The organism is Rhodanobacter sp. L36, from assembly GCF_009765755.1.
In the GTDB taxonomy this organism is placed as follows: domain Bacteria; phylum Pseudomonadota; class Gammaproteobacteria; order Xanthomonadales; family Rhodanobacteraceae; genus Rhodanobacter.
This window is the reverse complement of sequence record NZ_LMUV01000011.1, coordinates 1,695,556-1,715,055: the sequence shown is the minus strand read 5'-3', so window position 1 is coordinate 1,715,055 and position 19,500 is coordinate 1,695,556. Positions and strand designations below refer to the sequence as shown.

General features: G+C 63.7%; 14 protein-coding genes. 5 read left to right on the top strand and 9 right to left on the bottom strand.

Going from position 1 to position 19,500, the window contains the following annotated elements; genetic code table 11:
- The first annotated feature begins 6 nt into the window (after positions 1-6).
- The 4 genes from GSQ73_RS17560 to GSQ73_RS17545 are packed head-to-tail and all read left to right on the top strand — an operon-like array spanning position 7 to position 3,618.
- Complete coding sequence (locus GSQ73_RS17560; RefSeq protein ID WP_158886292.1) at positions 7-267, top strand: acyl carrier protein; 261 nt, start codon at positions 7-9, stop codon at positions 265-267.
- Complete coding sequence (locus tag GSQ73_RS17555; protein ID WP_158886290.1) at positions 264-1,448, top strand: aminotransferase class I/II-fold pyridoxal phosphate-dependent enzyme; 1,185 nt, start codon at positions 264-266, stop codon at positions 1,446-1,448. The genes GSQ73_RS17560 and GSQ73_RS17555 overlap by 4 nt, the downstream gene beginning before the upstream one ends.
- Positions 1,445-2,779 carry a lipopolysaccharide biosynthesis protein gene (locus GSQ73_RS17550; RefSeq protein ID WP_158886288.1) on the top strand — a complete coding sequence of 445 codons (1,335 nt, stop codon included), beginning with the start codon at positions 1,445-1,447 and terminating at the stop codon, positions 2,777-2,779. Before GSQ73_RS17555 ends, GSQ73_RS17550 begins: the two co-directional genes overlap by 4 nt.
- The gene (locus GSQ73_RS17545; RefSeq protein ID WP_158886286.1) at positions 2,779-3,618 is read left to right on the top strand and encodes a hypothetical protein; all 840 of its coding nucleotides are present in this window, start codon (positions 2,779-2,781) and stop codon (positions 3,616-3,618) included. The genes GSQ73_RS17550 and GSQ73_RS17545 overlap by 1 nt, the downstream gene beginning before the upstream one ends.
- On the opposite strand, the gene GSQ73_RS17540 is transcribed toward GSQ73_RS17545, so the two are convergent.
- From GSQ73_RS17540 to GSQ73_RS17520, 5 genes are read right to left on the bottom strand one after another with little or no spacing between them, the layout of a single operon-like run.
- A complete protein-coding gene (locus GSQ73_RS17540) occupies positions 3,615-4,925 on the bottom strand; it encodes an efflux transporter outer membrane subunit (RefSeq protein WP_158886284.1) in 1,311 nt (436 codons plus the stop codon). The two genes, GSQ73_RS17545 and GSQ73_RS17540, sit on opposite strands and share 4 nt — an antisense overlap.
- A gap of 50 nt (positions 4,926-4,975) precedes the next feature.
- Entirely contained in the window at positions 4,976-8,092 is a 3,117-nt protein-coding gene (locus GSQ73_RS17535; protein WP_158886282.1) for an efflux RND transporter permease subunit, read from the bottom strand.
- A gap of 10 nt (positions 8,093-8,102) precedes the next feature.
- A complete protein-coding gene (locus GSQ73_RS17530; RefSeq protein WP_158886280.1) occupies positions 8,103-11,216 on the bottom strand; it encodes an efflux RND transporter permease subunit in 3,114 nt (1,037 codons plus the stop codon).
- A complete protein-coding gene (locus tag GSQ73_RS17525; protein ID WP_158886278.1) occupies positions 11,213-12,430 on the bottom strand; it encodes an efflux RND transporter periplasmic adaptor subunit in 1,218 nt (405 codons plus the stop codon). The genes GSQ73_RS17530 and GSQ73_RS17525 overlap by 4 nt, the downstream gene beginning before the upstream one ends.
- Positions 12,427-13,569, bottom strand: coding sequence for a hypothetical protein (locus GSQ73_RS17520; protein WP_216844800.1), 1,143 nt, complete (start codon positions 13,567-13,569; stop codon positions 12,427-12,429). Before GSQ73_RS17520 ends, GSQ73_RS17525 begins: the two co-directional genes overlap by 4 nt.
- Before the next feature lie 511 nt (positions 13,570-14,080).
- Between GSQ73_RS17520 and mutS the strand changes: the two genes are divergently transcribed.
- Positions 14,081-16,636 carry a DNA mismatch repair protein MutS gene (gene mutS, locus GSQ73_RS17515; protein ID WP_158886276.1) on the top strand — a complete coding sequence of 852 codons (2,556 nt, stop codon included), beginning with the start codon at positions 14,081-14,083 and terminating at the stop codon, positions 16,634-16,636.
- 19 nt (positions 16,637-16,655) lie between these two features.
- Here the strand turns inward: mutS and GSQ73_RS17510 are convergent, their stop codons facing one another.
- From GSQ73_RS17510 to GSQ73_RS17495, 4 genes are all read right to left on the bottom strand, one after another.
- Positions 16,656-17,285, bottom strand: coding sequence for a response regulator (locus GSQ73_RS17510; RefSeq protein ID WP_158886274.1), 630 nt, complete (start codon positions 17,283-17,285; stop codon positions 16,656-16,658).
- A 79-nt stretch (positions 17,286-17,364) separates the two neighbouring features.
- Entirely contained in the window at positions 17,365-17,760 is a 396-nt protein-coding gene (locus tag GSQ73_RS17505) for an RNA-binding S4 domain-containing protein (RefSeq protein ID WP_158886272.1), read from the bottom strand.
- A 64-nt stretch (positions 17,761-17,824) separates the two neighbouring features.
- On the bottom strand, positions 17,825-18,409 hold the full coding sequence (locus GSQ73_RS17500; protein WP_158886270.1) for a response regulator: 585 nt from the start codon (positions 18,407-18,409) through the stop codon (positions 17,825-17,827).
- Positions 18,410-18,496: 87 nt separating this feature from the next.
- Entirely contained in the window at positions 18,497-19,399 is a 903-nt protein-coding gene (locus GSQ73_RS17495) for an AEC family transporter (RefSeq protein ID WP_158886268.1), read from the bottom strand.
- Positions 19,400-19,500: the final 101 nt, after the last annotated feature.

Genomic DNA, 19,500 nt, shown 5'->3' with positions numbered 1-19,500 from the left:
GCCCTGATGAATCATCAAGATGTTGTCGCGCAACTTGTCACCATCCTCACTCCGCTTGCAGAAGGGCGCGTGACCGTGATCGACGGAACCACCGAATTGACCGGCCAGCTGGCCCTGGATTCGCTGAAAGTCATGGACCTCATGCTGGCCGTTGAGGACGACTTCGACATCTCCGTCCCCATCAATGCCATCGCGGAAGTGCGGACCGTGGGAGATCTCGCGACGCAGATTCAGAAAATCCAACAGGGTGCGGGTCAAGGCGCATGAAAGAGAATCCCAGACTCCAGGCCGTCCGCGCCGTGCAGCAGGAACTGGCCACCATCGGCATCGATCCGTTTGGCGTTCAGATAGACCGCATCCTTTCGCCTACTGAAGGGCTGATCGACGGACGCCACACCATCCTGGCCGGCACCAACAACTATCTCGGCATGACCTTCGATGCCGATTGCGTCGCGGCCGCTCGCAACGCGCTAGAAACCTCGGGCACCGGCACCACCGGTTCGCGCATGGCCAACGGCAGCTACGCCGGGCATCGCGAACTTGAGCTCGACCTTGCCCGCTATTACGGCAAGCGCGACGCCATCGTTTTCTCCACCGGCTACCAGGCCAACCTCGGGATGATTTCGGCGCTAGCCGGTCCGAGCGACACCGTTCTGATCGATGCCGACAGCCACGCCAGCATCTACGACGGCTGCAAACTCAGCGGCGCCAACACCATTCGTTTTCGCCACAATGATGCCGAAGATCTCGCCAAGCGCCTGCGTCGCCTTGGCGCCGATGCTGAGAACGCGCTGGTCGTCGTGGAAGGCGTATACAGCATGCTCGGCGATCGCGCGCCGATGAACGAGTTTGTCGACGTGAAGAAAGAATTCGGCGCGGTCCTGCTGGTGGACGAAGCCCATTCCATGGGCGTGCTGGGCAACAAGGGACGCGGCGTGGCCGAAGAAGCCGGTGTGCTTGCCGATGTCGATTACGTCGTCGGCACGTTCAGCAAAAGTCTCGGCAACACCGGCGGATTCTGCGTCGGCGATTCCGATGACATGGGCGTGCTGCGCTACGCCAGCCGACCCTACGTATTCACCGCGTCGCTCGCGCCGGCAACGATCGCCGCGACGCGGCAGGCGCTGCGCAAGCTGGCCGGTGCAGACGACCTCAGGCAACGCCTGCAGGAGAATGCGGAACGCCTTCATGCGGGATTGTCGGCGCTCGGTTTCCGGCTCGGCGCAGCACCCAACGCAGTCGTCGCCGTGCTCGTCGGCGACAAGCTGGAAGCGCTGCGCTTCTGGGATCATCTGCTGAAGCATGGCGTCTACGTGAACCTGATGGTGCCACCGGCCACGCCGGGCAACGAATCGCTGCTCCGCTGCAGCGTCAGCGCCGCGCATACGCCGGCGCAGATCGACGCCATCTGCGCCGCATTCGGAAGCTGGACCGGCGCAAAAGCATGAAGCACTGGTTCTCCGATGGCGCATTCCGCGCCATCGTGCGCAACGCGTCCTACCTGGGCTCCAGCAATGTCGTCAGCGCCTTGCTCGGCTTGCTGGCGCTTGCGTGTGCGGGGCGTGGCATGTCGCCGGCGCTGTTCGGTACGCTGGTCGTCGTCCAGGCTTACGCGAAAACCGTGAGCGATATCGCGAAATTCCAGACTTGGCAGTTCGTGGTCCAGTTCGGCACGCCTGCGCTCGCTCGCCAGGACGTCACGCGCTTTCGCGACGTCACGGGATTTTCTTTCGGCCTGGATCTGGCAAGCGGCGCGGTCGCACTCGTCGGCGGCATGATTCTTCTGCCGCTGCTCAGCCATGCGGTGGGCATTTCGCCAGCGGATTTCTGGTGGGCGTTGGGCTATTGCACGCTGATCCCGACCATGACCGCGGCGACGCCGATGGGCATCCTGCGTTCGATCGACCGGTTCGACCTGATCGCCATGCAGCAGGCGATTACTCCGTTCCTGCGCGCGACCGGCAGCGTCGCGGCGTACTTCGGCCACCTGGGTTTTCCGGGATTCCTCGCGACGTGGTACGTGTCCAGCCTGTTGGGGGACGGCGCACTCTGGCTGTTCGCGGTGCATGAGCTGCGTCGACAGAAGATCGAGCACGCGCTGCGCCCGGGATTGTTTGCTCCTGCCCGTCGCATCAAGGGCGCGTGGGATTTTGTCTGGACAACGAATTTCGCTCACTCGATCTGGTCGGCCCGCAACGCGGGCAGCAACGTGCTGGTCGGCATCATGCTCGGGCCGACCGCGGCTGGTTTATTCAAGGTTGCGCTGACCTTTTTCGATGCCGCAGGCACGCCTGCATCGCTCATGCAGAAAAGTTTCTATCCCGAAATCATGCGGATGGAACCTTCCAGCACGCGACCATGGAAACTGGGCCTTCGCTCCGCCGCCCTGGCCGGTGGCCTCGGCGTACTCGTCGCCCTGCTGGTGATTGTCGTGGGCAAGCCGCTCATCTCGCTGGTGTTCGGCCATCAGTACCTGGAGTCGTACAACCTGCTCCAGGTCATGTCGGCCGCGCTCGTGGTGTCCATGGCGGGTTTTCCGCTTGAATCACTGCTCTACATCGCCAGCCGCCAGCGCGCCGCACTTGTCGCGCAAGCGCTCGCTGCGGCCCTGTACGCCGCTTTGCTGATTGGACTCACCCACTACATCGGCATCATGGGCGCCGCCATCGCCTACTTCGGCGGCCAATGCCTTGAAGCCGTTTTTCAGTTGATTCCAACCATTGCGGCGTATCGCAAACGGCACACGCTTTCTCATTACGCGCCGGAGGAAGTGCGCTGATGGCGACTCCTCGTTCAGCGACCTGGCAGAAATTTCCGGCGGAAACGCTGCGGCGGATGTTCGATGCCGTGGATGTCGACGACATCATCGATGGCCATGTCGCCCTGCCCGATCCGATCGTGCTGGCTTGCCCCGAGGAATCCATCCGGCAGTGCTATGCGCTGTGCCTGCAATTCTGGGAAGACGGCGTCACGCGCGAGGATCTGTTGCGGCTCGTCGAAAAGCTGCTTCGCGACGAAGCGCTGAGCGCGGACGAGCGTCTTCAATACAAGTACATCCGCGCGCGATACAAGCATTTGCGCTTTGCGCAACGGTTGTACGGCAAACGTCATCAATCGAACTATTTGTTCGACCTGACGACGCGCGTGCTGGGTCATTTGCAGGATGCTTTTCGCAGCGGCCGGCGCAGCGGCATCGTTCGCCATGGCCTCAAGTTGCGCGTGCTGCTGTCGAAGCCCGTCTGGTCGATGATCCGGCACGCAATGGTAAACACGCGAATGGATAGCGAAGCGGGGCTCATCGCCTTGCAGCGCTCGGAAATGCGGCACCTCAAGAAGGCCATGGCGCGTACCGTTTTCGACGGCGACCAGTTTCATGATGTGCGCAAGATCGTCAGCATGCAGGTGTCCTTCTACGACACGCTGAGGTCGCTCGGTCCAAACGATCATGCCTACCGGATGTCGCGCTTCCTCGCAGCCATCAACGGCCTGATGGGATCACGACATGACGAAATGGTCGCCGACGCGCTGGCCGGACGCCGCCATTATCAGACGCCTGCACCACTTGCGAAGGAAATCCGTTCCCGTCTGGATACGCTGGTTGCTCGTTATCCGATTTAGCGTTTCGGGTTTTGGCGGCTGTTGGGCTGCCAACCGCCGCCCAACGACATGATGAGATTCACGCTGGCATCGAGGCGTCGCAGGCGAAGCTGCTGTTCGCCGCGGCCGGCATCAAGCGCCGCGTTCGCCGCATCCACCACGGCGGGATAGTCGGCCACGCCTTCCTTGTACTGGTTCTGCGTGACCCGGTCCGATTCCGTTGCTGCCGTGGCGGCCTTGGCCTGCAGCTCGGCCACGCAGGCCAGCGTGCTCGTGACGACTAAACCATCTTCCACTTCGCGATAGGCGTCCAGCACGGTTTGCCGATAATTCGCGACGGCCTCCTTGTAGCCTTCGTCGGCGTTGGTGATCTGCGCGTCGAGACGCCCGCCCGCAAATAGCGGCGCGCGTACGTCGGCCGTGCCCGTCGGCCCCCGGAGTATGCCGATGCCGGCCGCCAGGTTGATCGACGGCAAAGTCTCGGCTTTCGCAACGCCGATGCGCGCGCTGGCGGCAGCCATGCGACGCTCGCTCGCGGCAACATCCGGGCGACGTTCCAGAAGGCTGGCAGGCACGCCCGAGGGAACGATCGGCACGTTCGCATCGAAAGGCGCGATGGCGATGGAAAATTCCGCCGGCGGCTTGCCGAGCATCACGGCAATTGCGTGCTCAAGCTCGGCGCGCGCACTCTTCGTATCTGCCAATTGCAACTGCGCTGAACTGGCCTTCATGGCGGCCTCCGCCACGTTGGCGCTGGAAGCCTGGCCTTGCGTGTACTGATTCCCGACCATCCGGTTCCACTGCCCCGCACCGTCCGCGGCGCGCTGCAGAAGATCGATCACCGCATCGTCCTGGCGCAGCGCGAAGTAACTCTGCACGAGCTGCGCCTGCATCGACAGCGTGGCGGCGGCGAGGTCGTCGCTGCTTGCTTCGGCGAGTGCGCGATGGGCTTCGACGTCACGGCGAATGCGGCCCCAGAGGTCGAGCTCCCAACTGACGCCGATGCCAAAATCGTTTTCATTCTTGCGCCCGGATTTCAGCGTGCCGGCACTGATGGCCGGCAGCGCGGCACCATGCGCTACCGCGACGAGCGCCTGTGCTTCGCCCACGCGGGCAGCGGCAGCAGCGAGCGACTGGTTGCTGATCGCCACCTGCGAAACCAGGGCGTCGAGTGTGGTGTCGCCATAAATCTCCCACCACTTTCCGGCGATCGCCGTTTCCGGGTGCGCGGCAATCTGCGGGCTCGCCTCCTTGTAAGCCGCCGAACCGGGCGCGGACGGACGCACGTAATCCGGCCCGACCTCGGTGCACGAGGCGACGAGCAACACGGCACACGCGGCCACAAGTGCTCGCAAACTATGGACATGGGATCGCGGATTCACGACAGCGGTCCTTTGTGGATAGCCGCCCATTCCGAATCGCGTCGAGCCTTGAAACTCTGCATCCATTGGCTTGCCCATTTGCTGAATCGGTCGAGATAAAGGTATACAACCGGCGTCGTGTAAAGCGTCAACAATTGACTCACCACCAGGCCGCCGCCCATCGCGATGCCCAGCGGCTGATGCATCTCGGCGCCGTCGCCGCGCGTCACCGCCAGTGGAACTGCCGCCACCATCACCGCCAGCGACGTCATCAGGATCGGACGGAAACGCAGGCGGCATGCCTGCTGGATCGCCTCGGCCGGCGTCAGTCCCGAGCCGCGCTGCGCAGCAAGCGCGAAGTCCACCATCATGATCGCGTTCTTCATCACGATGCCGATGAGGGCGAAGATGCCGATCAGCGCGATCACGTCGAAATCGGTGCGGAACACGATCAGCGCGAACACCGCGCCCACCGCCGCGGAAGGCAACGTCGACAGGATCGTCAACGGGTGAAAGCAACTTTCGTAAAGAATGCCCAGCACGATGAACAACGTCAGGAACGCGCCGAGGATCAGCGCCGGCTCACTCGAAGCCACTTGCCGGAACGCACCGGCCGAGCCTGCGAACGTGCTGCGAACCGAGGTCGGCATGGCGGTGCGATCCACCATTTTCTGGATTGCCTGCGTCGCTTGCGACAGCGACACGCCCGGCGCCCTGTCGAATGAAATCGTGGCGGATACGGCCTGCCCGAAGTGAGCGATATTGAGCGGCGCGTCGAACTGCCTGACATGGCCCAGCACCAGCAGGGGCACGTTGCTGCTAGCGGCGCCCGGAACCTGGATGTCATTGAACGCGTCAGCGGACTGCGCATGTTCCGGGGCGACGCCCATGAGCACAGGCACCTGGTCCGATGGCGAAAAAATCGTGCTGACGCGACGGTCGGCGAATGCGTCACGCAAGACGCCATCGATCCGTGCATAGCTGATGCCGTACTGCGCCGCCGTATCGCGATCGACGTCTAGCGAGGTCGCCAGCGTCGTGCCGCCGTTGTCGCTGTGCACGTTGCTGATCTGCGGGATCGTCGCCATCGCCTGGGCGATCCGTGGCGCCCACGTACGGAGCAGTTCCGGCGTGTCCGCCTGGATCGTGTATTCGTTCGACGCCCTGCTGCGGCGCCCGCCGACGCGAATGTTCTGCACCGAGGTGACGGTGAACGTTCCACCGGTCAGTCTGGCGAGCTTGGCATTCAATCGTATCGCGACATCGTCGGCACTGGCGTCGCGCTTCGACAGTGGCTTCAGGGTGGCGAACAGCGAACCCGAATCGTGCTCGACATAGCCTGCGACACTCGCAATGGAAGGATCGGCGCGCACCACATCGAGGAAGCGGGCCAGCTTTTCTCTTGCCACCGGAAAGGACGCGCTTCCATCGGTGTCGAAATCACCCGTCAGTTCGCCGGTGTCCTGACGCGGGAAGAAACCCTTCGGAACCACGACGTACAGAAACACGCTGAGGCCAATCACCGCCAGCAACGAAAGCATGGTCAGCGGAGCGCGGCGCAGCGCCCAGACAAGGCTGTCGTCGTAAGTCTTCTGCAGCGCCTTGAATCCGCGCTCGCTCCAGCGGAACACCCGGCCATGCTCGCGAGTGGAACTTGTCGGCTTCAGCCACCACGCGCACAGCATCGGCACGAAGGTCAGCGACACGATCAGGGAAATGGCGATGACCACCGCGAGCGTCACGGCGAACTCGCGCACGAACAGGCCGACGTATCCACCCATCAACAGCAAGGGAATGAAGACCGCGACCAGCACCGCACTCATCGACAACACGGTGAGTCCCACCTCACCTGCACCGATCCGCGCAGCTTCGCGCGGCGGCATGCCGTCTTCGATGTGGCGCGCGATGTTTTCCACCACCACCACCGCATCGTCCACGGTGAAACCCACCGCGATGGTCAGCGCCATCAGCGACAAAATGTCGAGGCTGTAACCGAGCAGGTACATCACCGTCATCGCGCCAAGCAGCGAGATCGGCGCCACCGCGCTGGCGATCAACGCCGCACGAAGATTGCGCAGGAACAGCAGCATCACCAGCACCACCAGCACCACTGCGATCGCCAGCGTGTGCTCGGCGCCGCGCAGCGAACCGCGCACGGACGTGGCGCTGTCGATGATGACGCCTACCTTCATGTCGCCCGGCATGGAAGCCTGCAGCGCAGGCAATCGCCGCGTGACGCCGTCGATCACGTCGATGATGTTGGCACCAGCCTTGTGCCGCACGAGTGCCAGCACTGCGGGTTCGCCATTGGCGAGCGCTGCATTGCCGGGATCACGCACCGTGTTGCTGATGGTGGACAGATCGCCCAGCGACACGGCGGTGCCATCACGGCCCGCCACCACCAATGAACGGAACGCCTGCACGTCGTCGAGCTGGCCGTTGGTCGCCACTTGCAGGTAGCGATCGCCGATCTCCAGCGCGCCGGACGCCTGGTTCGACACGGCCGCAGCCACCGCGCGGCGCAGTTGTTCAAAGCCGACGCCGCGCTGGTTCATCGCCTGCGGATCGAGGTCGATGCGCACCGCCGGCACCGAGCTGCCGACAATCTCCACTTCACCGACGCCGTCGACCTGCGCCAGCACCTGGCTGAACGTCGTCGACGCCACGGCGTACATCTGTCCCGGCGTCGCGTGTTGCGAAGTCAGGCTGAGCACGAGCACGGGCGCATCCGCCGAACTGACTTCGCGATACGTCGGGCTGGCCGGCATGTCGGAAGGCAAGTCGGCGCGCGCGGCATTGATCGCCGCCTGCACGTCGCGCGACGCGCCAACCACGTTGCGCGAAAAATCGAAGGTCATCCGGATGTCGGTGCTGCCGCTGGTGCTGACGGACGTCATTTCAGTCACGCCAGCGATGCGCCCGAGCGAACGTTCGAGCGGCGCCGCCACCGCCGACACCATGGTCGCCGGGCTCGCGCCGGGCAGATCGGCCGAGATCTTGATGGTCGGCACATTCACTTCGGGCAGCGATGCGATCGGCAGCAGCCGCCACGCCAACGCCCCGGCAAGCACCAGCCCGACGCACAGCAGCGACGTCGCCACCGGCCGACCGATAAACAACCCGGAGATGTTCATGTCCGACGACTCACGCACGCTGCCCGCGACGCTGCAGCACGCTTTCGAACGCGAGATAGATCACTGGCGTCGTGAACAGCGTCAGCAATTGGCTCACCAACAAGCCCCAGAAGATGCCCACGCCGAGCGGATGGCGAAGCTCGGCACCCATGCCGCCGCCGAGCATCAGCGGCAACGCGCCCAACATCGCTGCAAGCGTCGTCATGATGATCGGGCGGAAACGCAGCATGCACGCCTGCACGATGGCGTCGCGCGGCGACAGGCCCTGCTGACGCTGCGCGTCGATCGCGAAGTCGATCAGCATGATCGCGTTTTTCTGCACGATGCCTATCAGCAGGATCACGCCGATCAACGAAATCACATCGAGCTCGAATCCGCCGATCATCAGCGCGAGCAGCGCGCCGATGCCGGCCGACGGCAGTGTCGACAGAATCGTCAACGGATGGATGGTGCTTTCGTAGAGAACGCCCAGCACGATGTAGACAGTAAGCAACGTGGCCAGAATCAGCCAAGGCTGACCATCGCGTGAAGCCTCAAAAGCCTGCGACGAACCCTGCCAGCGCAGCTGCATGCTGGACGGCAATTTCAGATCGCGCCACGCCGCATCGACGGCCTTGATTGCGCCATCCAGCGCGACGCCCTTCGCAAGATTGAACGACACCGTTGCCGCCGGAAGCTGGTCAATCCGCGTGACGAGCAGCGGCGCCGTGCGTTCGCTCACCTTCGCGATGGATGAAAGAGGAATCAGCGTCGACGAGGGATCGCTCGCGTCGCCGCCGGTATCACCCGTGCCTGCCTGCGGCGCGAGATAGATGCCGCCCATGGCGCCGGCCGTGCCATCGGCGTTGGGAGCCGCTTCGAGGATCACGCGACGCTGGCTCGCCAAGGTCAGCAACGTGCTCACCTGGCGCTGGCCGAACGCGTTGTAGAGCGCGTCGCCCACCGCCGCCGACGTGATGCCGTAGCGGCTCGCCAGGTCGTGATCGACTTCGACGTATGCCTCCAGACCGTTGGCCTGCTGGTCGCTGGTCACGCCCGAAAGTTTTCGAAGACCCTGCAACGAGCCGACGATGCGCGGCATCCACTGCGCAAGCAGCGCCGGGTCCGCGTTCTCGACTGAAAACTGATACTGGCCCGGGCTCACCCGATCGTCGATCGTGAGGTCGGGCACCGGCTGCATGTAAAGCTGGATGCCATCGACCTTGCTGGCCGCATCGGCGAGTCGTCGCATGACCTTGGGCGCGCGATCGCGATGACCGAGCGGTTTGAGGTGAATGATCAGCCGACCGCTGTTGAGCGACAGCGCGCCATCGCCAGCGCCGATGAAGGACGCAACGCTCGCCACCGCAGGATCGCGCAAAATTTCGGCAGTCAACGCCTGCTGGCGTTTCGCCATGGCGGCGAACGAGACCGTCGGCGACGCGACGGAAATGCCCTGGATATCGCCGGAATCCTGCGTCGGGAAAAGGCCGCGCGGAATCGCGACGTAAAGAAGCACCGCCAGCGCAGCCATGCCCGCGACCGTGATGAGCGTCGCGGCCTGCCGCGCCAACACCCATTTGAGGCCACGCGCATATTTAGCCAGCACGCGGTCGTGCCATTCCCTGCCCTTGCGGGCGACGCGACCTTGCTGCGACGGCTCGGGCGTGCGCCGGAGCATCCGCGCGCACATCATCGGCGTCAGCGTCAGCGAGACCACGCAGGAAATCGTGATGGCTACCGCCAGCGTGATCGCGAATTCGCGGAACAGCCGTCCGACCAGTCCGCCCATGAACAACAGCGGGATCAGCACGGCGAGCAGCGACAAGGTCAGCGACACCACGGTGAACGCGATCTGGCGTGATCCTTTCAGCGCGGCGGCAAACGGATCCTCACCGGCTTCGACATAGCGCGCGATGTTCTCGATCATGACGATCGCATCGTCGACCATGAAACCGGTCGCCACGATCAGCGCCATCAGCGTGAGGTTGTTGATCGAAAACCCGGCCAGATACATCACCGCGAACGTGCCGATCAACGACAGCGGCACCACCACGCCGGGGATCACCGTCGCCGTGCCGCTGCCCAGGAACAGGAAGATCACCAGCACCACCAGCACGATCGCGAAGATCAATTCGAGCTGCGTGTCGTGCACGGCGGCGCGCACGGTTTCGGTGCGATCGGTCAGTGTCGCGACATCGACGGCCGCGGGCAGCGTCGCCTTCAGCTGGGGCAGCAGTTGCCCGATGCGATCCACCACTTCGACCACGTTGGCGCCGGGCTGGCGACGAATCTGCAGGATGATCGCCGGGTCGTGGCCAGACCACGCGGCAACACGCGAGTTCTCCGCACCATCGATCACCTTGGCCACGTCGCCCAGGCGCACCACGGCCCCGTCACGATGCGCAACGGTGAGGCGTTCGAATTCGGCCGCGGTATCGATCGGATTGCTGATCGCGATATTCGACGAGCGCACCGGCCCTTCGAGACTGCCTTTGGCCTGGTTCGAATTGGCATCGCGAAGCGCGCTGCGCAGATCGTCCAGCGTCATGCCCTGCGAGCGCAGTCGCGCCGGATCGGCCTGCACCACGATCGCCGGCTGCTGGCCGCCATCGAGGCTGACCAGGCCGACGCCGGTCACCTGCGACAGCTTCGGCACGAGGCGCGTATCCGCCAGTTCGTGCAGTTGCTGCAACGACAGGGTGGGTGACGTCAGCGCCAGCGTCATCACCGGCGCATCGGCCGGGTTGACCTTGCGATAGATCGGCGGCTGCGAAATGTCCGGCGGCAGCAACGGCGCCGCTGCGTTGATGGCGGCCTGCACTTCCTGTTCGGCCACATCGAGCGGCAGTTCGAGATTGAAGCGCAGCGTGACGGTCGAGGCGCCCCCCGAACTCGTCGACGACATCTGGCTCAGGCCGGGCATCTGCCCAAGCTGACGTTCCAGCGGTCCCGTGACAGTCGATGCCATGACCTCGGGCCCGGCACCCGGATATGCGGTGACGACCTCGATGGTGGGGAAGTCGACTTCCGGCAGCGCCGACAGCGGCAGGAACCGATACGCGAACAGCCCGACCAGCAGGATCGCGATGGCCAGCAGCGATGTCGCGACCGGCCGGAGGATGAACAGTCGGGACGGATTCACGAGCGGCCGGTCGGCATCCGCGGCGACGCGTTCGCCTCGTCGCGATGACACTCAGGCGTATTCGACGGGGACGTCGGCGTCGGCTCGACACTCATCGTGACGCTGACCGGAATGCCCGCGCGGAGTCTGTCCGCGCCCTCGACCACCACCTTCGCACCCGGCGCCACGCCGGATTTGATGACGGTGGTCGTCGTATCGCTGGTGCCCAGCCTGACCGGCACGACAGCAACCGTCTTGTCGTCCTTGATCACATAGACGAACGCACCTTGCGCACCCTGCTGGATCGCCGACGACGGCAGCAGGATCGCCTGCGGCAGTACTTCGACCGGAAGCTTTGCAGTCACGAACTGATTGGGCAGCAGCGTCCCATCGGCGTTGGCGAACTCGGCTTCGAACTTCACCGTGCCAGTCGCCGGATCGACCTGGTTGTTCGCGGCAAGCAGACGCCCGCTGCCGAGCACATCATCCGGGCCATCGCCGATCGCCTCGACCGGAATGCAGCTGCCCGCGTTCAACCGCTGAAGTACACGCGGTACCACGTTGACCGGCACCGAGAAAACGACTTTGCTTGGCTGCGACTGCGTCACCACCGCAATGCCGCGCGCGTCGGACGGGCCGACGAGATTGCCCGGATCAACCCGACGCAAACCCACCACGCCGGAGATCGGCGACGTGATGCGCGCGTTCGAAACCTGCAGGTTGGCGCTGCCGATGCGTCCCTGCTCGGACTTCACTTCGGCGGCGTATTGCGTCACCAGCGATCGCTGGTCGGCGAGGCGCTGGCGCGAGATGGAATCCTGCGTGGCCAGCACTTCGTAGTGTTTGAGGGTGTCCTGCGCGTTGGACAACTTCGCCTGACTGCTCGCCAGATCACCCGTGGCCAGCTGCAGTTGCGACTGAAACGCGCGCGGGTCGATTTCAGCCAGCAGATCGCCCTGCTTGACGGCCTGTCCACCGTTGAAGGCGATGCTCTTAAGCACGCCATCCACCTGGCTGCGCACCACGACGCTGTTGGATGGCGTCACGGTACCGGGCTGCGATCGATAATCAACGAAGCTGCCCTGACGGACGACGGCCGCGACAACCGGCACCGTCTGGTCCGCATCCGACTTGCTGCTTTTATGGCCGTGGCTGATCCACCAGATGACGCCAACGATCACGACCACGCCGACCATCAACCACCCGGTTTTTCCGCCGGACGACGGCCGGCTCACGACAGCTCCTTTTCATAAACGCGATAACGCTTGTAATCGCGGCCGCCGATCGCCTCGATGATGTTGCGCATGCCGTCGTTGTCTTCGAGGATCCACGACAGCTCGACTTCTTTCACGCCCATCGCGACGAGGTGATGGCGCACCGCGTCGATCACCAGAAATGCGAGGCCCGGTCCCAGCGGCGTGTTGTGGAAAATGCGCCGCACGCCCATCAGCGGCACGCGTGATGACTTCGGAAATTTCACCTTGAGCCGCCACAACAATTTCGCCCAGTTGAACGGCAACAACGATCCACCGAAATCCTTGATGACTTCGTTGACGTTCGGCAGCGCGACGATGAAAGCCGCCGGCACGCCGTCCACTTCGGCGATCTGGATCAGCTCCGAAGCAATCAGCACCTTCAGCGTGTGGCCGAGATCCTTGAACTCGGCCTCGGTGAAGGGCACGAAGCCCCAGTTGTCCGACCACGCATCGTTGAAGATGTCTCGCAGCACGGCGAGTTCCTCATCAAACCGTTTGCGATCAAGCGGACGCACCTTGATGCTCTGCTTGGATTTTCCGAGCAGGCGGTTCATCACTTTCGGCGCGGGGAAATCCGGCGCGACCACATACGCGAGCATGTCCTTGGCCTTGTGATATCCGGCCTGCTCGATGCGCGCGCCGTAATACGGCTTGGTATGGCCCATCATGAAATAGGGCGAGGTATCGAAGCCGTCCACCAGCAGGCCGACTTCGTCATTGATCGAAAGGCTGAGCGGACCGCGGACGCGCTTCATGCCTTCGCTGCGCAGCCACTCTTCGGCCGCGCCGATCAATGCGTCGAAAGTTTCCTGGCTGTCCTCGGCATCCAGCATGCCGAAAAATCCTGCGCCGTCCGCATGAATTTCAAGATGAAGGGCGTCGATCTGGGCGCTGATCCGGCCGACCGGCTTGTCGCCGCGATAGGCGATCCAGGCCTTCCAGCGGGCGTGCTCGAACCAGGGATTGTTTTTTGCGCCGAGGTGCAGGCGTCGCTCGAGATTCAACGGCGCGATCCAAGCCGGATCGGAGCCCAGAATGGAGCCCGGCAGCTTGATGAATTTATCCAGGTCCGTCTTGGCGTCAAGCGGGACAATGTGCAGCGAAGCAGATGTGCTCAAGATGGGGCTTCCGGTGATGAAACAAATAAAGTCCGCGCCAGACGATACGAGCCGCTTCCGTAGCGTTTACCAGCGAATCCACCGCATGGGCTGAAACAGATCTCGCGCGAGCGTCCACGGCACTCCGGCGTTACGCAGCATGCAAACCGCTACTCAGCTACTCAGCTACTTCAAGGGTCGCCATGCATCGGCGGGCACCCGCGACAACGTGAAAGACCATTTTAGTCACGAGAAGTGCAATTTGATATGCCTTGCGGCGGGGCTGTGGATACGGGCCGTCCGCGAGATGGCCGAGGCCACTGCTTCTGATGCCGGACGCACAGCGGGCCTGAGACGAGGGATACTGCGTTCCCTCACTGCCTCGCCCGCATTCCATGGGCGCCCGGCAACGCGACAAGCCGATTGAACAGAGAATCACCTTACGCATATGGCGACGCAGGACATTCAGCAAGCTGCTGATAAAAATTCGATTTCGACCCATGTAACCAAGCTGTCCGACCACACGCCGTTCATGCGCCAGTACTTGTCGGCGAAGGCGGAGCATCCGGAGGTTTTGCTGTTCTTTCGCATGGGCGATTTCTACGAGCTGTTCTTCGACGACGCGCGCAAGGCGGCGCGACTGCTCGACATCACCCTGACCCAGCGCGGCCAGTCCGGCGGATCGCCGATTCCGATGGCCGGCGTGCCCTATCACGCAGCGGAAAACTATCTCGCGCGATTGGTGCGCCTCGGCGAGTCGGTAGCGATCTGCGAACAGATTGGCGACCCGGCACTGGCAAAAGGCATCGTGGAACGCAAGGTTGTGCGCATCGTCACGCCCGGCACGGTGACCGACGCAGCATTGCTCGAGGAACGTCGCGACAATCTGCTGCTCTCGATTTCCGCCGGATCAAACGGTGCCTACGGGCTGGCGTGGGTCGACCTGTCCAGCGGCCGTTTTCTGCTGAGCGAAGTGCCCAACGCCGAGTCGCTCGCGGCAGAACTCGCGCGGTTGCAACCTGCCGAAACGTTGATCGACGAAAATGTCGCATGGCCCAAGCTGGTCAGCACACTGGCCGGCTTGCGCAAGCGTGCACCGTGGCATTTCGATGTCGACGCGGCGACGCGCGAACTCAATCGTTTCTTCGGTACGCGCGACCTCGGCGGTTTCGGCGTGGACGGCATGCACCTGGCGATCGCCGCGGCCGGTTGCCTGCTTGGCTACGTCGAGGAAACCCAGAAAAGCGCACTGCCGCACCTCACCGGCATGGCCGTGGAAAGCGCCAGCGAAACCATCGCGCTGGACGCAGCCACGCGCCGCAACCTGGAAATCGACACGCATCCCAGCGGCCGCACCGAGCACACACTGCTTGGCGTGCTCGACGAAACCGTGACGCCGATGGGAGCGCGCCTGCTGCGCCGCTGGCTCAGTCGCCCGCTTCGTTCGCGCGAGCAACTGCGCCATCGGCATCAGGCGATCGGCACGCTGATCGACGCGCGTCACTACGAAGGCCTGCGCGAACTGCTGCGCGGCATCGGCGATCTCGAACGCATCCTTGCGCGCGTCGCCTTGCGCTCGGCGCGGCCGCGCGATCTGTCTACCCTTCGCGACGGCCTCGCGTCAGCGCCGGAGTTGCGCAAACGCATCGCCGCACTGGACAGCCCGCTGCTGCACAAACTGGTAGAACGCATCGGCGACCACGCCGATACCGCCGCGCTGCTCGCGCGCGCCATCGTCGAACAGCCGCCGGTCTTGCAACGCGACGGCGGCGTGCTGGCCGATGGCTACGACGCAGAACTCGACGAACTGCGCAGGCTTTCCACGCACGCTGATCAATACTTGGTGGAGCTGGAGGAACGAGAGAAATCCGCCAGCGGCATCACCACGCTGAAAGTCGGCTACAACCGCGTGCACGGTTACTACATCGAGATCACCAAGGCGCAATCGGACAAGGCGCCCACGCATTACACGCGACGGCAGACCACCAAGAACGCCGAGCGTTACATCACCGAAGAACTCAAGAATTTCGAGGACAAGGTGCTGTCCGCGAAGGAACGCTCATTGATGCGCGAGCGTGCGCTTTACGAAGCGTTGCTGGACACGCTGACCGCGCAACTCGAACCGCTGAAAATAGCCGCCGCCGCAATGGCCGAGCTTGACGTGCTCGGCACGCTGGCGGAACGCGCCGAAGCACTCGACTGGAGCGCCCCGCAACTCACCGACGAACCCGGCATCGCGATCGAGCGCGGTCGACATCCCGTCGTTGAAAAAGTACGCGACGAACCCTTCGAACCGAACGACCTGCACCTGGATGACACGCGCCGCATGCTGGTGATCACCGGCCCGAACATGGGCGGCAAATCCACTTACATGCGCCAGAACGCGTTGATCGTTCTGCTCGCGCATGTCGGCAGCTACGTGCCCGCGAGCAGTGCGATCATCGGGCCGATCGATCGCATCTTCACGCGCATCGGTGCCGGCGACGACCTGTCGCGCGGCCAGTCCACCTTCATGGTGGAGATGAGTGAAACCGCCAACATCCTGCACAACGCCACCGCCCACAGCCTCGTGCTGATGGACGAAGTCGGTCGCGGCACCAGCACGTACGACGGCCTGTCGCTGGCGCGTGCGGCAGCGGTGCACCTTGCCGCAACCAGTCGCGCGTACACACTGTTCGCCACGCACTATTTCGAACTGACCGAACTGGCCGGAGATTTTTCCGGCATCGCCAACGTGCACCTCGACGCGGTGGAACTCCACGACCAGAAGCGCGGTGAACAACTAGTCTTCATGCATGCAGTGAAAGATGGCCCGGCCAATCGCAGTTTCGGTCTGCAGGTGGCGGCGCTCGCCGGCTTGCCGAAATCGGTGATCGCCGATGCGAAGCGCACGCTGGCGGAGCTCGAACGCGGCATGCATCAGCACGTGTCGAAGCATCCCGTCAAAGGTGAAAACTCGCCGCAGCTCGCGTTGTTCGCGCCGCCGGCGCAGTCCGCTGCAGAGCGCGCACTGGACGACATCGACCCGGACACACTGTCGCCGCGCGAAGCGCTGGACGCGCTCTATCGGCTGAAGAAACTGCTCTGACGCACCGAGTCGCGCCGCCTCAGGCCGCGACGGGAACCTTGCGTTGCGCGTTGGCCGAAGCGGCTTCCTGCGCGTGTGCGGCATCCGGCATCGCGATATCAGGAATCGCGTCGTGCGACACGCTGGACGACGCTATCACCGTCGCGTCGATCACGTCCGACGGCTTGCGCGCAGCCAACCGACCCGCCGCCACCAGCTGGCTGATACGCCGGTACACATCGTCACCACCGAATGGCTTCTTCATGAAATCGTCGGCACCGTAGCGCTGCAGGTAGAACTGCTCGGTAGCTTGCTGGTTGCCGCTGATCATGATGATCGGGACGTCACGCACCAGTGGATCGTGGCGCAACGTGCGCAACACGGTGAAACCGTTCATGCCGGGCATCACCACGTCGAGAAAAATCAGCGCGGGCTCCTCGCTGCGTACCAGCTCGATCGCGGTCTTGCCGTCGGTCGCCTTGATCACCACGTAGCCTTCCTGCCCGAGCATCTTGCCGAGCACCGCGCAGATCGTCGGCGAGTCGTCGACCACCAGCACGCGAGCGCCGAGTGCGGCCTGCAGCATCGGACCGGAACCATGGCCATCGGCATGACCTCCAAGCAGTCGCTTGAAGAAGTCCATGCCGCTCTTGCGTACCAGTCCATCCATTTGTATCCCCTTGCCGGACAAAGGCCTCACCCCGAGGCGATCTTCCGCCACAAGTCGCGCGGAATCTGGGATGCACTGCTCAGCTCGCGTCCTTCATGCGGCGCAAATCGCGTCGCGCGTGCTTGTCCGGGCGCTTCAACGGCCCGTTCATGCCGATCAGTCGACGCTGCTCTCGCGCGGCTTCGCGCGTCGCGCGGCTGGTTTCGGTTTCGCGATACAGCGTCTGCGCGACGTTGGCCGGGCCGCGGCGATCGGCGAGCGCGAGCACTTCGACCTCCAGCTTCTCCTCGCCGCGGCTGATCTTCAGCATGTCGCCGACACGCAGCGCCTTGGCCGGTTTGCAGCCGTCATCGTTGAGGTCGATCTTGCCACCCTCGATCGCGTGCTTGGCCAGGCTGCGCGTCTTGAAGAACCGCGCGGACCAAAGCCACACATCGACGCGCACTTCGCTGAGCGGTTCAAAGGGTTTGTTCATCGCTGCGATTATCTGCTTGTCGAAGCGCACGCCACAAACGCGCACGTCCACACGCGCCCACGGATCAAGGCGATTCGGACGACGGCGTGAACGGATGATGCGTGTCCGGCATGGCGACATCCGGAATCGCGTCGTGTTCGGCCTGACTGTGTTCGGGCGCGTTGTCCTGTTGCGGCTCGCGCTCGCGCACCACCAGCCGGCCGCTGTCGGTCAAATGCTGGATGCGCGCGAACACTTCGCCACGTCCGAACGGCTTCTTCATGAAGTCGTCCGCTCCGAATCGCTGCACGTAGAACTGTTCGGTCGCCTGCAGGTTGCCGCTGATCATCACGATCGGGATGTGCTGCGTCAGCGGATCGCGGCGCAACGCCCGCAACACCGCAAAACCATTCATGCCGGGCATCACGATGTCGAGAAAGATCAGATCGGGCCCGGCGCTGCGCGCGATCTCGAGCGCGGTTTCGCCATCCGGCGCCTTGAGTACAATGTGGCTGTCCTGCGTAAGCATCTTGCCGAGCACGGCGCGGATGGTCGAGGAATCGTCCACGATCAGCACCAGCGCATTCTTCGGCACGCCGCTGCGCGGCACGGCGCGACGCTCGGCCTGACCACCTGCGAACATGCGCCGTATGAGTTCGAAATTCGCCATGACACGGCCCCCCGCCCATGAAGTAGCAACTAGTCTCGATGCAGTGGCGAAGCGACGCAAGCGGCCATTCGCCCTAGCGACTTTGCGCTATGACCTCAGCCAGACGTCGAGCAGCGGCACGGTCAGCAACGACAACACGATGCCCGCGCCGAGCACGGCATTCGCCAGCGCGGGCTCAAGCTCGTATTCATCGGCGAGGATGGCCGCGGAAATCATCGGCGCCATCGCCGCCTGCAACACGCCGACCGTGAGCACCAGTCCTCCGATGCCTGCGGTCATTCCAAGCGCCAGGCACAGCAGCGGCGCGAGCAGCAGTTTCCATCCAAGCCCGAGAATCAGCGCACCGAGCTGGCGCTCGCCGAGCCGGAACTTGAACTGCAGGCCGACGGAAAACAATGCGAGCGGCGTAAGCGTTGCACCGATCGGCGCGAACACATTGTTCATCCACACCGGCCAACCGCCTGCGACACCAACGACGATGCCGACAACCAGCGCGATGAAAGCGGGGAACGTCGCGATGCGCCTGGCGATTGTTGCGGCACGCGGCGTGCGGCCCGAATAAATCGACGCCACCACGATGCCGGCTGATGCAAGAATCGGAAATGCGCCGAGCTGATCGGCAACCACCGCCAGCGCGAGACCAGCCTGGCCGTGCATCGCCTGGATCAGCGGATAGCCCATGAACGAGGTATTGCCCAGACCGCACACCAGGATCAACGCACCGATGCGTTGCCGAGACCAGCCGAGCCTCGGACCGAGCAGGCCGAACAGCAGCCACGCGCCGCCAAACACCAGCACCATCGCCGCGATCGGAAACCACAGTCGCGCATCGAACGCCACGCGCGGAATCAGCTGCAGCACCAGCGCCGGCAGCGCCACGTTGATCACCCACCAGTTGATAGCCGGCACGATGCCCGCCGGCGGTCGCGCGAAACGCGCCACCAGAACACCCAGCGCCAGGCAGACAAACAACAGCAGGAGGGCACTCATCGATAAGCCGCGACGGTGGAGGGAAAGTCCATTAGACGCGATGCCGCGTGTCGCCGGAAGCGCAGCGCCTTCGCTTCGGGGATACTTCGGCACTCGTCATC